The 15,243-nt window shown below is 73.5% G+C and carries 13 protein-coding genes; 8 read left to right on the top strand and 5 right to left on the bottom strand.

What is annotated here, in order from left to right; genetic code table 11:
• Positions 1–172 precede the first annotated feature (172 nt).
• From ACZ4VL_RS26435 to ACZ4VL_RS26445, 3 genes are all read left to right on the top strand, one after another.
• Complete coding sequence (locus ACZ4VL_RS26435; protein WP_468204570.1) at positions 173–484, top strand: hypothetical protein; 312 nt, start codon at positions 173–175, stop codon at positions 482–484.
• The gene (locus tag ACZ4VL_RS26440) at positions 481–1,347 is read left to right on the top strand and encodes a zeta toxin family protein (RefSeq protein WP_468204572.1); all 867 of its coding nucleotides are present in this window, start codon (positions 481–483) and stop codon (positions 1,345–1,347) included. The genes ACZ4VL_RS26435 and ACZ4VL_RS26440 overlap by 4 nt, the downstream gene beginning before the upstream one ends.
• Before the next feature lie 100 nt (positions 1,348–1,447).
• Entirely contained in the window at positions 1,448–2,476 is a 1,029-nt protein-coding gene (locus ACZ4VL_RS26445) for a LacI family DNA-binding transcriptional regulator (protein ID WP_468204638.1), read from the top strand.
• A 149-nt stretch (positions 2,477–2,625) separates the two neighbouring features.
• On the opposite strand, the gene ACZ4VL_RS26450 is transcribed toward ACZ4VL_RS26445, so the two are convergent.
• Positions 2,626–5,388, bottom strand: coding sequence for a glycosyl hydrolase (locus ACZ4VL_RS26450; protein ID WP_468204639.1), 2,763 nt, complete (start codon positions 5,386–5,388; stop codon positions 2,626–2,628).
• Between the two features lie 342 nt (positions 5,389–5,730).
• Here ACZ4VL_RS26450 and ACZ4VL_RS26455 point away from each other — a divergent pair, with 342 nt between their 5' ends.
• From ACZ4VL_RS26455 to ACZ4VL_RS26470, 4 genes are all read left to right on the top strand, one after another.
• Complete coding sequence (locus tag ACZ4VL_RS26455) at positions 5,731–7,083, top strand: ABC transporter substrate-binding protein (protein WP_468204575.1); 1,353 nt, start codon at positions 5,731–5,733, stop codon at positions 7,081–7,083.
• 94 nt (positions 7,084–7,177) lie between these two features.
• The gene (locus tag ACZ4VL_RS26460; protein ID WP_468204640.1) at positions 7,178–8,131 is read left to right on the top strand and encodes a carbohydrate ABC transporter permease; all 954 of its coding nucleotides are present in this window, start codon (positions 7,178–7,180) and stop codon (positions 8,129–8,131) included.
• Positions 8,128–9,066 (top strand): carbohydrate ABC transporter permease, encoded by a 939-nt coding sequence (locus ACZ4VL_RS26465; protein WP_468204576.1) that lies wholly within the window; start codon positions 8,128–8,130, stop codon positions 9,064–9,066. The genes ACZ4VL_RS26460 and ACZ4VL_RS26465 overlap by 4 nt, the downstream gene beginning before the upstream one ends.
• Positions 9,067–9,156: 90 nt before the next feature.
• Complete coding sequence (locus tag ACZ4VL_RS26470; protein WP_468204579.1) at positions 9,157–10,584, top strand: GH1 family beta-glucosidase; 1,428 nt, start codon at positions 9,157–9,159, stop codon at positions 10,582–10,584.
• Here ACZ4VL_RS26470 and ACZ4VL_RS26475 read toward each other — a convergent pair.
• The 3 genes from ACZ4VL_RS26475 to ACZ4VL_RS26485 are packed head-to-tail and all read right to left on the bottom strand — an operon-like array spanning position 10,581 to position 12,690.
• Complete coding sequence (locus ACZ4VL_RS26475; protein WP_468204581.1) at positions 10,581–11,114, bottom strand: hypothetical protein; 534 nt, start codon at positions 11,112–11,114, stop codon at positions 10,581–10,583. The genes ACZ4VL_RS26470 and ACZ4VL_RS26475 overlap by 4 nt on opposite strands.
• 30 nt (positions 11,115–11,144) lie before the next feature.
• Positions 11,145–12,227, bottom strand: a complete 1,083-nt coding sequence (locus ACZ4VL_RS26480) for a DUF5937 family protein (protein ID WP_468204583.1) — start codon at positions 12,225–12,227, stop codon at positions 11,145–11,147.
• A gap of 58 nt (positions 12,228–12,285) precedes the next feature.
• Positions 12,286–12,690, bottom strand: a complete 405-nt coding sequence (locus tag ACZ4VL_RS26485; protein WP_468204585.1) for a cupin domain-containing protein — start codon at positions 12,688–12,690, stop codon at positions 12,286–12,288.
• A 52-nt stretch (positions 12,691–12,742) separates the two neighbouring features.
• Between ACZ4VL_RS26485 and ACZ4VL_RS26490 the strand changes: the two genes are divergently transcribed.
• Complete coding sequence (locus ACZ4VL_RS26490) at positions 12,743–13,747, top strand: GlxA family transcriptional regulator (protein ID WP_468204587.1); 1,005 nt, start codon at positions 12,743–12,745, stop codon at positions 13,745–13,747.
• A gap of 87 nt (positions 13,748–13,834) precedes the next feature.
• Here the strand turns inward: ACZ4VL_RS26490 and ACZ4VL_RS26495 are convergent, their stop codons facing one another.
• The gene (locus ACZ4VL_RS26495) at positions 13,835–15,229 is read right to left on the bottom strand and encodes a carotenoid oxygenase family protein (RefSeq protein WP_468204589.1); all 1,395 of its coding nucleotides are present in this window, start codon (positions 15,227–15,229) and stop codon (positions 13,835–13,837) included.
• Positions 15,230–15,243: the final 14 nt, after the last annotated feature.

Consider the following 15,243-nt stretch of genomic DNA (forward strand, 5'->3'; position numbering starts at 1 on the left):
GTTCCGCCGGCTCCGGGGTTCCGCCGGCTCCGGGGTTCCGCCGGCTCCGGGGTTCCGCCGGCTCCGGGGTTCCGCCGGCTCCGGGGTTCCGCCGGCTCCGGGGTTCCGCCGGCAGCCGGCCGACATACTGGGTGGTTCGAGCGGGATCGGTTTTCGAGGGGGGAGGGTGGCGATGGTCGGTCCGACGCCGTCGCAGGAGCCGGTGATCGCGTCGATCAGTGGTTTCGCGTGGTCGAGTGAGGAGTCGGTGGCCTACGAGGCCGCGGTCGAGGCGATCAACGGTGCGGTCGGTGCGTACACCGCGCGCATCCATGCCGCGCGCGCCGTGCGGGCTCCGGACCCGGAGCTGATCGGGCGGTTGCGCGCGCGGCGCGGGGAGTGCGCCCGGGTGCGGGAGCGGCTCGATCCCGCCGACCACGCACGGATCGCCGAGGTCCGCCGGCACTACGCCGCTCTCGCACACCGGCTGATGGAGGCGCTGTGAGCGGCCCGGAAGCGGACCGGTACCTGTTGCCGGAGTCGCGGAACAGGGACGTCTTCCTGGACGAGATCGTGCCCGAGCAGTTCGCCGGGCGCGTGCCGCAGCAGCGGCCGACGGTGGTGTTCCTGGTGGGCCAGCCCGGCTCCGGGAAGACCCGCGTGGGGTACGCGTTCGCGGACGCGTTGAACCGGCGCGGCGGGTTCGTCGAGGTGGACAGCGACCTGTACAAGCCGTTCCACCCGGAGTACGCGCGGCTGATGCAGCAGGACGACAGGCTCATGGCGGCCTGCACGAGGGCGGACGGCCGCCGGTGGATGGCCCGGGCCCACGCGTACGTGCGGGAGCACCGGCTGAACGCCGTCGTCCAGGAGACCTCGCAGGACGGTGCGGCGGTGGCGTCGACGATGCGGGCGTACCGGCGCAGCGGTTTCCGGGTCGAGGTCGTCGTCCTGGGCGTGCCCGAGGCCATGAGCAACCAGGGCATCGTCAACCGCTACCACGAGCAGGTCAAGGAGCGCGGCAGCGGACGCCTGACCGTGCAGTCGAACGCCGACCAGTCCTACGGCGGGATCCTCGACCTCGCCCGGCTCGTCGACGAGCAGGCCCTGGCGGACCACGTCTGCGTCCTGCGCCGGGGCGAGGGCGCGCCGCGGTACGCCAACGCCCTCGACGGCTCGGGGCGGTGGCGGCGGCAGCCCGGCCTGGCCCGGGCGATCGAGGAGGAGCGGTCCCGGCCGTGGACGGTGCCGGAGAGCGCGGACTTCCTCCGGTCGCAGGGCAAGCTCCGCGCGGAGATGGGACCGGAGTGGGCCGACTGCCTGGCCCGCATCGAGCGGCTGGCCGGGCGGGAGCCGCGTCCCCGCTGATCCTGGGAGCGCTCTCAGGGGGTGGGGGCGTGCGTTTATCCTGGTCGCCGTCGGACCAGTGGTGCGGCGCCGACCTTGGAGGGAGACGGGAGTGACTGCCTTGCCCGAGCAGACCGCGGGGTCGTCGCGCCCCACGCTGGAAGCCGTGGCCGCGCGGGCCGGCGTGTCCCGGGCGACGGTCTCACGGGTCGTCAACGGCGGTGCGGGCGTGCGCCGGTCGGTGGCGGACAAGGTGCGCGAGGCGGTGCGGGAGCTGGGCTACGTACCGAACCGCGCCGCCCGGTCGCTGGTCACGCGGCGTCACGGTGCGGTCGGCGTGATCATCGCGGAGCCGGAGTTCCGGATCTTTTCCGACCCGTTCTTCGAGAAGCAGGTGCGCGGCATCAGCCGGGAGCTCACCGCGCACGACACCCAGCTGGTGCTGCTCTGGGTGGAGGGCCCCGGCGACCACGAGCGGATCGCGCGCTACCTGGACGGCGGTCATGTGGACGGGGCGCTGGCCTTCTCCCTGCACAGCGACGACCGGCTGCCCGCACTGATCGCCCGCAGCAGGGTCCCCGTGGTGTTCGGGGGGCGACCGGCGCCGGGGGCGGGGCCGCAGGTGCCGTTCGTCGACTGCGACAACCGCGGCGGCGCCCGCGAGGCCGTACGGCACCTGGTGTCCCTGGAGCGCCGCCGTATCGCGCACATCGCGGGCCCCCGCACGCAGACGTCCGCGCTGGACCGGATCGCCGGCTACCACGACGTCCTGACCGACGCCGACCCGGATCTGCTGTGCCAGGGCGACTTCACCCTGGAGGGCGGGGCCCGGGCGATGGCCGGGCTGCTGGACCGGCGGCCGGACCTCGACGCCGTCTTCGCCGCGAACGACCTGATGGCCGCGGGCGCCCTGCGCACGCTGCGGGAGCGCGGGATCCGGGTGCCGCAGGACGTCGCGGTGGTCGGTTTCGACGACATGGACTCCGTGGTCCGCGATGCCGAACCGGCGCTCACCACCGTGCGCCAGGACGTCGAGGGCATGGGCCGGCTCATGGTCGGGCTGCTGATGCGGGTGCTGGACGGGGCGGCCGACGCGGCATCGGCGTCCGTGATCACCGAGACGGCTCTCGTCCGGCGGGCGTCCGCATAGCGGCACGCAGGCACGCAGGCGGGCGGGCGGCGCGGCCGCGGGGGGGGGGGGGGGGGGGGGGGGGGGGGGGGGGGGGGGGGGGGGGGGTGGGCGCCCCCCCCCCCCCCCCCCCCCCCCCCCCGCAGCCCGTTCGGTCTCCCCCGCCGGTGTCAGTCGTACGGGATGACCAGTACCGAGGCGTCCGTGCCCGTCCGGAGGCGGGAGTCCGCGTTGCCGATCGCGCTCCAGACTTCCAGGCGAACCGTTCCGCCGCGCAGGTCGCCGAGCGTGCCGGTGGCGGCCTTCAGGCCCCGGCCCTGGTGGTATTCCTCCCAGCCCGGGACCGGGTCGGTGGCGAAGTAGTGGTAGGTCTCCGTCCGGTCGAAGGTGCCGTCGCCGGTGAGGTCGTAGCTGACCCGGACCTGCTGGCCGAGGCCGACCGCCGTGCCGGCGTCCACCGGCAGGCGGAACGCGGTCGCGCCGCCCGCCCGGAGCCTGCCGGTCACGTTCCGCGCCTCGTAGACCAGCGGCCCGTACGGGGTGCCGTCGTGGTTGGCGCCGCCGGCCGAGGGGACGGTGTCGCTGCCCGCCGTGCCGCCGGTGGACGTGGTGAGGACGCCGCCGGAGCGTAGGTGGTACGTGTCACCGCCCGAAGGGTCGGGGTCGGGGTCGGGGTCCGGGTCCGGGTCGGTCCCGCTCCCGGTGGCGGTGGCCGTGGAACGGGGCGGCACGGTCAGGGTCCGGCCGTCGGAGAAGGTGACGGTGCGGGCGGTGGCGGCGTGGTTGTGGGCCGTGTAGGTGCGGGTGCCGTTCTTGCTGAAGACCGCGGAGGTGGGGATGTCGCCGGTCACCGACGGATCGGGGGCGCCGAGCGCGTTCAGGACGGTGATCCAGTGCTGGGTGTGCGCCTTGGACTCCCCCGCCTCCGGGGTGTAGGCGGCCTGGCCCGCGTCCCACTTGGCCTTCGCGGCTCCCGGGTCGGCCAGTGACTGGAACTCCCAGAGGATGTCGCGCCATTCGGCGGCGGGTCCGCCGTTCTCGCGTTCCATCTCGGCGATGTTGCGCCGGATCGCCTCCTTGCGCCCGCCCAGGTGGAGCGAGCCGCCGGTCACGGGGAGCACGTTGATGCCGTGGATCTCCTCGGGGTTGGCGGTCCACCAGGTGGCGTAGGCGGCGCCGCTGCCCCACACCATGCCGACGGTGTCGTGGCCGAAGGAGGCGGGGAAGACCTGCCCGTCGGCGTCGAACCAGTACTGGGCGATCGCCTCGCCCTCGGTGGCGAGCAGGTACGAGCCGAGGTCGCGCAGACCGGTGTCGCCGGTGGCCGAGCCCCACAGCACGAGGGCGGCACTGAGGTTGGTGGACTCGGAGGACGACTCCTGGTTGTTGCCGGCGGCGAAGCCCTGGTGTCCGGAGGCCCAGCTGTGGCCGGCGTAGACGTCGAAGCCGCGCAGGAAGGGGAAGGCGCCGTCGGTGCGGGAGGGGTTGGCGGTGTCGCGGACCAGGGTCCTGACCATGCCGCCCCAGGCGGAGTCGGCGGCCCAGCCCGGGTCGTACTGGGCGACGATCGCGGCCGCGTACACGTAGTAGCCGTAGTGGAAGTGGTGGTCGTTGAGCTCGGTGTCGCTGCCGTAGGAGGCCGGGTAGCCGGTGAGGGTCTTCCAGGTGCGGTCGTACGAGAACTCGTTCGCGCCGCCCGCGGTGAACCAGTCCTGGAGGCGGCCCTTGAGGAGGGCGAGGAGCCGGTCGCGGGTGGCGGTCTCGCCGATCTGGTCGGCCAGCGGCACGAGCTGGGCGAGCCGGCCGAGCGCCTTGCCGGTCCAGTAGGTGTCCACGGCCCCGGAGAACGGGTCGGCGGCGTACGCGGCCTCGTTCAGGCGGCCGCGCAGCGCGGCGGTGTCGACGTCGCCGGTGCGGGGCAGGGCGGGCAGCACCGGGGCGGTCTTCTGGGTGGTGGTGAAGGCGGTGCCCTCGCGGACCTTCATGGTGCCGCGCGGGGAGACGTACGCGTAGGGGGTGAGGGGGTCGGTGGTGTGGAGCCACTGGTGCCGGTAGAGGGCCTGGAGGGTGCCGCGTTCGGTGCCCTCCTTGGCCTCGGTGGTGAGGGTGTAGGTGGCGCGGACGGTGCCGCCGGTGGTGCTCCAGTCGACCCGGGATCCGGTGACGAAGCTGAAGGCGTACTTCCGGTACGTCGCGAGGGCGTCGGGGGACGGCAGGACGGCGACGGAGAAGTAGTCCCTGCCGCCGAGGGCGGCGCTGATCGTGGTGTCGGCGACGGTCCAGTCGGTGCCGGTGGGGGCGAAGAGGGCGTAGTGGTGGCCGGCGACGGTGATGCCGAGGACGTTGCCCTGGTCGGCGAAGACGGTGGGGGTGCCCGCGGTGGTGATCCGGGCGCTGCCGCCGGCGCCCTGGGCGTACACGAAGGGGCTGCCGTGGCCGATGGTGGTGCGCAGGGTGCGGGTGCCGTCGGACCAGTACGGGGTGACGGTCCAGTCGGACCAGGCGTCGGCCCTGGCGTCCGGGGAGTTCAGGCCGGTGAGGCCGAGGGTGAGGTCGCGCTGGTGGGCGAACTCGTACTGGCGGCCGTCACCGACGACGGCGGGGGTGGTGGGGTAGCCGATCTCCAGGCCGTCGGCGACCGCCCGGTAGCTGAGCGGGTGGCCGTACATGGGGGTGGAGTACGGGTTGTCGCCGTAGCGCTGGAAGGCGAGCGAGGACCACCAGTCGTTGGTGGGGACCGGCCTGCCCGCGGCCGTTGGGGTGACCTTGGGGGTAACGGGGGTACCGGTGTTGGTGGTGGGGCCTGAAGTTCCGGTGGGGCGGGTGTCGGAGTAGCTTCCGGCGCCGACGGGGACGGTGGCGGCTGCCGCGGGGGGCGCGGCCGGTCCGAGACCGAAGGCCGTCAGGGCGACCGCGAGGGCGGCGGCGGCCAGGCCGAGGGGGGTGGCTCGGCCGGAGGGGGCGGCTCGGCCGAGGGGTGCGGGTCGGCGCGCGTGGGGGACGGGCACGGGGGAACACCTCATGTCATCTCGTGTCATCGCGGTGGTCATGTCCGGGACTCGTATCCGAGAGCGCTCTCAGCTGGCCGGAAACGTAAGACTCCCGAAACGCGGGTGTCAAGAGACCGCGTCACAGCGGAAGTTGGGGCCGAATCCGGGCCAATGCGCCTTCGACTCTTGACGGATCACCCGCGCCGAGGGCACGCTCCCCTCGCCGACTGAGAGCGCTCTCAGCGATGCGTTCCCGTCCGACCCCGCAGCCCACGGAGGCCTCCCATGCCCACTGCCGCAGCCGCCACGAGAACCGCCGGGAAAGCCGCCGGGAGAGCCGGCGGCAGGGCGTCCGGCCGCCTGGCGGCGGTCGCTCTCGCCGGGATCCTGCTCGCCGCCTGCGGCGGTCCGCCGGAGGGCGCCTCCGACCGCACGGCCGGCGGCGCGGACGGCGGCAAGGTCACCGTCACCGTGGACCTGTTCGGTTCCTTCGGCTACGAGGAGGCCGGGCTCTACGCCGAGTACGAGAAGCTGCACCCGGGCGTGACCGTCAAGCAGACCGACACCGAGGACGAGGCCGACTACTGGAAGTCGCTGCAGACCCGGCTGGCCGGCGGCGCCGGTCTCGCCGACGTCCAGGCCGTCGAGGTGGGCCGGATCGCCTCCGTCGCCCAGCAGCAGGGCGACCGGTTCGAGGACCTGCGGAAGTACGGCGCGGGCGCGCTCGAGGACGGGTTCGCCGAATCGACCTGGGCGGCGGCCGCCGGGAAGAACGGCGAGGTCCTGGGCCTGGGCACCGACGTGGGGCCCGAGGCGATGTGCTACCGCACCGACCTCTTCGCCCGCGCGGGCCTGCCCACCGACCGCGACGAGCTCGCGCAGAAGTGGTCGACCTGGGACGGCTACCTGGCCCTCGGCCGGCAGTACCAGGCGAACGCCCCGGGCGGGAGCGCCTGGGTCGACAGCGTCGGCAGCCTCTACTCCGTCATGATCGGCCAGCAGAAGGAGCGCTACTACGACGCCTCCGGCAAGCTGGTCTGGGAGACCAACCCGGCCCTGAGGACGGCCTGGGAGGCGTCGGTCACAGCGGCGCGGAGCGGGCTGAGCGCCAAGCTGGACCAGTGGTCGCCGCAGTGGAACCAGGCCTTCGCCGCCGGCTCCTTCGCCACGCTCCCCTGCCCCGCCTGGATGCTCGGCTACATCAAGGGCCAGGCCGGGGACGCCGGCCGGGGCAAGTGGGACGTCGCGAAGCTGCCCGCCGGCGCCGGCAACTGGGGCGGCTCGTACCTCGCCGTGCCACGGGCCGCCAAGCACAAGAAGGAGGCGTACGAGCTGATCGCCTGGCTCACCGCACCCGAGCAGCAGGCCAAGCTCTTCCGCAAGCAGGGCAACTTCCCGTCCGCGACCGGCGCCATCGCGCAGATCGCGGACGCCACCGACCCCTACTTCTCGAACGCGCCCATCGGCCGGATCTTCGGCGAGGCCGCGAAGGCGGCCCCGGTCCAGGTCCTCGGGGCCCACGACCAGAACATCGCCCAGCAGATCACCAACGCCCTGGGCGAGGTCGAGCGCAAGGGCACGGCACCCGACCAGGCGTGGGCGAACGCCCGCAAGGGCGTGGCGAACACCATCGGCTGACCGGCCCGCGCCGACCGGTCCGCGGACTCCCCCGCTCCGCCCCGCCCCGCCCCCACCCGGGCACCGACTCTTCCCGAAGGGCCGCACCGTGACCCTGGCAGCACCCCTACGGCCGCCACCGGCCCGGCCGGCCCCGGCCCGGCCGTCCACCGTCCGGCGTGCGTGGCGCACGGTCTCCCCCTACGCCTACGTCGCCCCGTTCTTCAGCCTGTTCGCCGCCTTCGGGCTCTTCCCGCTGCTGTACACGGCGTACGTGTCGCTGTACCGGGTGGAGCTGCAGACACCCGGCGACATGCAGTGGCGCGGCCTCGGCAACTACGCCGCGCTCCTCGGCGACGGGTTCTTCTGGACCTCGCTGCGCAACACCTTCACCATCGGGGTGCTCTCCACCGTCCCCCAACTGGTGATGGCGCTCGGCCTCGCGCACCTGCTCAACCACGAGCTGCGCGGCCGGACGTTCTTCCGCACGGTGATGCTGCTCCCGTACGCGACCTCGGTCGCCGCCGCCACGCTCGTCTTCGCCCAGCTCTACGGCCGCGACTTCGGCCTGGTCAACCAGTTGCTCGGGCTCGTCGGCGTCGGCCCGGTGGACTGGCAGACCGGCACGGTCGCCTCCCAGATCGCCGTCTCCTCCATCGTCGTCTGGCGCTGGACCGGGTACAACGCGCTGATCTACCTGGCCGGCATGCAGTCCGTCCCGCACGAGCTGTACGAGGCCGCCGAGATGGACGGGGCGTCACGCTGGCGGCAGTTCCTCCACGTCACCCTGCCCGGGCTGCGGCCGACGATCGTCTTCACCGTCGTCGTCTCCACCATCGGCGCGACCCAGCTGTTCGGCGAGCCGCTGCTGTTCGAGGGGTCCGTCTCCGGCGGCATCTCCCACCAGTACCAGACGCTCGGCCTCTACCTGTACGAGCAGGGCTGGGGCTTCTTCCACCTGGGCCGGGCGGCAGCCGTCGCCTGGGTGATGTTCCTGCTGATCCTGCTGGTCGTCGGCGTCAACGCCGTGGTCGGGCGGCGCCGCGCCCGTAAGGAGGCCGGCCGATGACCGTCCTCTCCGATCCGCCGGTCGAACCCCCGGCCGACCCCCCGGCCGCCGAGCGGTACGCCCGGGGCGGACTCCGACGCCCGGGCCGGGGTCGCGGCCGGCGTTCCCGCGCCGGGCGCACGATGCGGGGCGGAGCGGTCGCCCACGCGGTCCTCGGCCTCGCCGTGCTCGTCTCGGCGTTCCCGTTCTACTGGACGGTCGTCGCGGCCAGCCGCTCCAACGCCGACCTGGCCAAGGTGCCGCCCGCGCTGCTGCCCGGCCCGAACCTGGCCCGCAACTTCGCGGCCGTGGTGGAGGAGGCCGACATCGGCCGGGCACTGGTCAACTCCCTCATCGTGTCGGGGTCGGTCACCCTCGGCACCGTCCTGTGCTCCACCCTCGCCGGGTTCGCCTTCGCCAAACTGCGCTTCCGCGGCCGCGGCGCCCTGCTCGCGGTCACGGTCGGCACCATGATGATCCCGCCCCAGCTGGGCGTCATCCCGCTGTTCATGCTGATCGCCGAGCTGCGGTGGGTCAACCAGCTCCAGGCCGTCGTCCTGCCGGGACTGGTCTCCGCCTTCGGCGTGTTCTTCATGCGGCAGTACCTCGCGCAGTCGCTGCCGGACGAACTGATCGAAGCGGCCCGCGTCGACGGAGCCTCCACCGCCCGGATCTTCTGGTCGATCGTCGTTCCCGTCGCACGGCCGGGCATGGCCGTGCTCGGCCTGCTGACCTTCATGGCCGCCTGGAACGACTTCTTCTGGCCCGTCGTCGCCCTCTCCTCCTCCGAGCCGACCGTGCAGGTCGCCCTGCGCCAGCTCGGCGGCGGCTACGTCAACGACCAGTCCGTCATCATGGCCGGCACCCTGCTCGGGACGCTCCCGGTGCTGCTGGTCTTCGGCCTGCTCGGCCGGCAGATCGTCGGCGGCATCATGCAGGGCGCAGTCAAGGGCTGAGCACGCACCCCCTCACCTCCCTCCCTCCTCCCCTCCCCTCTCCTCACCTCTCCACCTCCTCACCTCCTCACCTCCGGGAGATCCATCCTCATGACCGCGCTCGACGCCCGCCCCCGCGCCGGGGCGACGCTCCGCTTCCCCGAACGCTTCCGCTGGGGCACCGCCACCGCCGCGTACCAGATCGAGGGAGCCGCGGACGAGGACGGCCGCACGCCGTCCATCTGGGACACCTTCAGCCGCACCCCGGGCAAGGTGCGCAACGGCGACACCGGCGACATCGCCGCCGACCACTACCACCGCGTGGGCGAGGACATCGCACTCATGCGACGGCTCGGCGTCACCGACTACCGCTTCTCCATCGCCTGGCCGCGCGTCCAGCCGACCGGCCGGGGGCCGGCCGTCCAAAAAGGCCTGGACTTCTACCGCCGTCTCACCGACGAGCTGCGCGCGGCCGGCATCCGCCCCGTGGCCACCCTCTACCACTGGGACCTCCCCCAGGAACTGGAGGACGCCGGCGGCTGGCCGCACCGGGAGACCGCGTACCGCTTCGCCGAGTACGCGGGCCTCGCCGCGGAAGGGCTCGGCGACCGGGTGGCGACCTGGACCACCCTCAACGAGCCCTGGTGCTCGGCCTTCCTCGGCTACGGCAGCGGGGTGCACGCCCCGGGCCGCACCAGTGCCGTCGACTCGCTGCGCGCGGCCCACCACCTCAACCTGGCCCATGGCCTGGCCGTCCGGGCGGTGCGTGCCGCCGTGCCCGCCCCGGCCGAGGTGTCGCTCACCCTCAACCTCCACGCGGTGCGCGCCCGTACCGATGCCCCGGGGGACCGGGACGCGGCCCGCCGGATCGACGCGGTCGGCAATCGGGTCTTCCTCGATCCGGTCTTCCACGGGCGCCTTCCCGATGACCTCGTCGGTGACACGGAGCCCGTCACCGACTGGTCCTTCGTCGAGGACGGGGACCTGCGGGCGGCGGCCGAGCCGATCGACGCGCTGGGCATCAACTACTACTCCCCCACGACGGTCGCGGCCGGCGCCTCCCCGTCGCCCCCGTCACGGTCCCTGTCGCCCTCGCCGTGGGCCGGTGCGGAGCGGCACGTCCGCTTCGTCCCCGCGCCGGGCCCGCGCACGGCCATGGACTGGCCCGTCGACTCCGGCGGACTGCACGAGCTGCTGCTCCGGCTGCGGGACGACCTGCCGCACGTACCGCTGGTGATCACCGAGAACGGTGCGGCGTACGAGGACTACGCCGACCCCTCCGGGGAGGTGAAGGACCCCGAGCGGGTGGCCTACCTCCACGCACACCTGGAAGCCGTGCACCGCGCCATCGAGGACGGCGCCGACGTCCGCGGCTACTTCCTGTGGTCCCTGCTGGACAACTTCGAATGGGCCCACGGCTACAGCAAGCGGTTCGGCATCGTGCACGTCGACTTCCCGACGCAGCGCCGGACGTTCAAGAGCAGCGCCCACTGGTACGCGGACGTCATCGCCCGCGGCGGCCTCCCCACCCGGCCCTAACAACCGAAGGACGAACCGTCGTTCTCTGCTCCCGCGTACACCGAGAACCAGATGAGGGGTCCGGTGGCGCCGGCCTCCGGCCCCGGATCCGTGCCGTAGGCCTCGCGCACCTCCTGCGCCGTGTGGAAGCCGAGCGTGACGCTCGGTCGCCCGCGGGACTCGAAGCAGAAGCGCTGGCGCTGGTCGTCCGGCGCCAGGTGGTGGTCCCGCGCTGGCCGCCACCCGACGTTCGGCGCGGCCCGGTCGTAGTACTCCAGCACCTCCTCACGGCTCCCGCCGTATGCGTACAGCCGCACTGCGGACAGCCAGGCGACGCCGCTCTCCTCGGTGCAGTGCGCGTCGGGCCCCGCCCCGTCGCCGAGGGGCGTGGCCCGGTCCGGGCGGAGTTCCAGCACCGGCACCTTCGCCAGCTCCGCCACGGCCGCGTCGGTGCCCTTACAGCTCCCGAAGGCCGGGGGGAGGGAGCACCCGCCGAGCGCGGACGTGAGGAGCAGGAGGGCGCACAGAGCCCGCAGACCAGGCATGTTCATGCCGGAAGTATCGCAACGTCGGAGGAGGGTTCAGCGCAGTACGGCCGCCAGCAGGTCGGTGCCCAGCGCCGTCAGGTCGGGCAGGTTGAGGGCGTACCGGACGTAGCGGCCCTGCCGCCGGGCCGTGAGCAGGCCCGCGCGGCGCAGGACGGCCAGGTGACGGGACACCTCCGGGGGTGAGAGCTCCCAGGCGTGGGCCAGTTCGCCGGTGGTGTGCGGGCCGCGGGCCAGGGTCCGCAGCAGCCGCAGCCGTACGGGGTGGGCGAGTGCCTCCAGCCGCAGGGTGACCGTTTCCAGCGGTACGGGCTCTGCGGGTGCCGCCTCGGCGACGGGGTACTGCACCACCGGCTGCCACCCGGGGGCGTGGACGGCCGCCAGGTGGGGGCGGCCGAAGACACTGGGTATGAAGGTGACCCCACTGCCGTGGGCGGAGGTCGTCCTGTCCAGCAGCTTGTCCACGATGATGTGGTCGCCGTCCGGTGCCAGGCGGACCGCGCCGGACACCGCTGCGAGTGCCGCCGCGACGCCCTGGTGTTTCAGCAGGTCGTTCTTCACGCGCAGGTCGGTGGCGAGCTGCACGACGACGCCCGCCCAGGCGGCGTCGAAGAAGGCCTCGGCGCACTGTTCGAGGGTGCGGCGCACCCGCGCCCGTACGGCGGCCGGGTCCGCGAGCAGCCGCTCCGCGAAGGCCTCCTGCCGTGCGCCGCGGGCCTGGGCCAGGTCCAGGGCCCGTTCGCGCACGACGGCGTCGGTGAGCGGCGACGGTACGGCGGAGTGGACCCGGTTGCCGCACGTGGCCACGAGCGCGGCGGTCACGTAGGTTTCGTCGGCGATGCGGTCCACGTCGTCCAGTTCCTCGGCGAGGGTGGGCCGGGGCCGCGCGGGGAGCAGGAAGTCCGCCTGTGCGGAACGCCAGAGGAACTCCGCCTCCCGCAACCGCTCGGCCAGTGCCGGTGGCAGCCCGGCCCAGACGTCCGCGGCCCAGCCGCCGAGCTGCGGGTGGTGTCCGGGTTCGGCGAGCACGTGCAGCATCGCGGTCAGCTCGGCCAGGGGGGAGGCGGCGAACCGCAAGCGCTCGGGTGGCAGGCCGCCGATGTCGATCCTCAACGTCACCCCCACATGATCACTGCCTTCCGCACGTCCGCGCCGACGCCGCCTCCGGATGCGCCGACTACCTCTGAGGGGTGTCGAGGCTGTGGCCGGTCGTTGCGTCCACGTGGTCCGGGATCTCGTCGTGGCGGTCGCCCACGGTCGGTGTCCCGGAGGGCTCGAACATGAGGATCGCGGCGCCGGAGGGGGCGTACGGCCGGTGTTCCGTGCCGCGGGGGACGGTGAAGACCGAGCCCTGCGGGAGGACGACCGTGCGCTCGCCGTCGGGCTCGCGCAGGGAGATGTGCAGTGTTCCGTCGAGCACCAGGAAGAACTCGTCGGTGTGGTCGTGGGCGTGCCAGACGTGTTCGCCCTCGACCTTGGCGATGCGGACGTCGTAGTCGTTGACGCGCGTGACGATGCGGGGGCTCCACAGGGCGTCGAAGGAGGCCAGGGCCTGGTGGAGGGGGATGGGCTGGTTGGTCATGGGCCCATCCTGGGCCGTTCCGCGCGGCCGGTGTGAGTGCTAGGAATTGCACATGGCGCAAGGATCCTCGCAGGAGAAGCAGAAGAAGCACGGGGCGGGTGGGGTGCCGCGGGTGGTCGTGATCGTGGACGAGAACTCGAACCCCTTCGAACTCGGCTGCGCGACCGAGGTGTTCGGGCTGCGCAGACCGGAGATCGGCCGCGACCTGTACGACTTCACGCTCTGCTCCCCCGAGCCCCGCACCCTGATGCGGGACGGGTTCTTCACCCTCACGGGGGTCGCGGGCCTGGAGGCGGCCGACACCGCGGACACCCTGATCGTTCCGAACCGGCCCGATGTCGAGGTGCCGCGTCGGCCCGCCGTGCTCGATGCCGTCCGGCGGGCGCACGCGCGCGGTGCCCGCCTGATCGGTTTCTGCAGCGGCGCGTTCACGCTGGCCGAGGCCGGGGTCCTCGACGGGCGTCGGGCCACCGCGCACTGGCAGTGGGCGGATTCCTTCCGGGTCCGGTTCCCGTCCGTCCGCCTGGAACCGGACGTGCTGTTCGTGGACGACGGTGACGTCCTCACCGCCGCGGGCAGCGCGGCCGCGCTCGATCTCGGGCTGCACGTGGTCCGCCGCGACCACGGCGCGGAGATCGCCAACGCGGTGAGCCGGCGGCTGGTGTTCGCGGCGCACCGGGACGGCGGGCAACGGCAGTTCGTGGAGCGTCCGATGCCGGACCTGGCCGAGGAATCGCTGGCGCCCGTCCTGGCCTGGGCGCAGGAGCGGCTGGACTCGCCGCTCACGGTGGCGGACCTGGCGGCGCGGGCCGCGGTCAGCGCGGCGACGCTCCACCGGCGCTTCCGTGCCCAGCTGGGCACGACGCCGCTGACGTGGCTCACGGGGGAACGGCTCGCGCTGGCCTGCCGGCTGATCGAGCGGGGCGAGTCCCGCTTCGAGGTGGTCGCGCGGCGGAGCGGGCTCGGCACTGCCGCCAACCTGCGCATGCTGATGCGCCGCGGGACGGGCATCACCCCGTCCGCGTACCGGCGCCGGTTCGGGCCGGAGGGGAAGTGACCTGCGCGGTCTCCGCGCAGACCGCGGCGCCGGCACGCGAGGGGGGTGCGTGCCGGCGCTGCGGGGGATGGGGCGGGGGCAACCCCGTCACAGGGCGGCGTCGGGGATCCAGGAGCCGTGGATCATGGCCGGGACGCGGCGCGGGAGGTGGACCGCGGCGACCGGGGGCAGGTCCAGGTCCGAGGCGTCGAGGACGAGGAGCCGGGAGCTGTCGGAGTTGAGGTCGCTGACGACGGTCAGGAGGTAGCCGCCGTCCTCCTCGGTGGCCGTGCCGGCGGGGACGAAGACGGCCTCGCTGGGGAGCCGGCCGGTGCCGAACGGCTTGATCTGGCGGGCGCCGGTGGTGCGGTCGTACTTGACCAGGGCGTGGGTGCCGATGCCGAGGTCGTCGGGGAAGGACAGGGCGTACTGGTAGCGGTGCTCGCGGCCGGTGAACGCGTCGTTGATGGTGGGGAACTCGACCGTCAGGTCGTCGGTGTCCGCCTCCGTGACCCGGCCGGTCACGGGGTCCACCGTCCAGCGGGTGGCGCGGGAGCCGGAGTTGGGCTCGGCGCCGCGGTCGGGGGCGCCGACCCACCAGTTCCAGGAGCGCTGCCAGCCGTCGCGGCCGACGGCGGGGCCTTCGATGACGATGCGGCCGAGGGCGTCCTCGTAGGCGTTGGCGAGGTGCATGGCGTAGCCGGGTGCGACGTCGAACCAGCGGACCCGCCGGGCGCCGCCCTCGCCGCGGGGCATCACGCCGATCCGGGTGGGCTGGGCGTCGCTCCAGGCGTACGGGATCCCGGAGCGGTCGGAGGGGTCGAAGGTGACCGACCCCTCCAGGAAGACGACGTGGCGCTCGGTGAGGGCGAAGTCGTGCTTGAGCGCGGCGGTCGCGCCCGGCACCTCCTGGCTGCGCAGCACCGTGCCGTCGGGGGACGAGACGTGGTGGACGAGGAAGGGCGGGAAGGGGGAGGAGGCGAAGAAGTGGAGTTCGCCGGTGGCCGGGTCCTCCTTGGGGTGGGCGGTCATCGCGGAGGTGAGTTTGCCGTTCCAGTCGAAGGCGCCGACGGTCTCCAGGTCGGGGGTCAGCTCGAAGGGCAGGGCGGACTCGCACAGGGCCAGGAGGCGTCCACCGTGTTCGATGACGTGGGTGCCGGCGGTGCTGGCGGTCAGGTCGGGGCCGTGTCCGGTCATGTAGGGGGCGCCGTCGAGGGCGGGGGTGTGGACCCAGCGGTTGCGGTACCACTCGGCGCGGCCGTCGCGCAGGCGGATGCCGTGGACCATGCCGCTGCCCTTGAACCAGTGGGTGGGGGTGATGCCGGGCTTCGGGTTGTGGCTGTTGCGGATCAGGCGGCCCGTCAGCTCGGGCGGGAGGGTGCCCTCGACGGTGAGGCCGGTGGCGGTGATCTCGTCGGCGACGGGGGTGTAGTGGCCGGTGAGGTACGGCTTGGCGGCGGAGGTCGTGGAGGTGGTGGAGGAGGTGGCGGCGGCGGCGGTCATGGTGGGCGTCCCTT

The sequence above is a fragment of the Streptomyces sp. NPDC029014 genome, assembly GCF_055564695.1.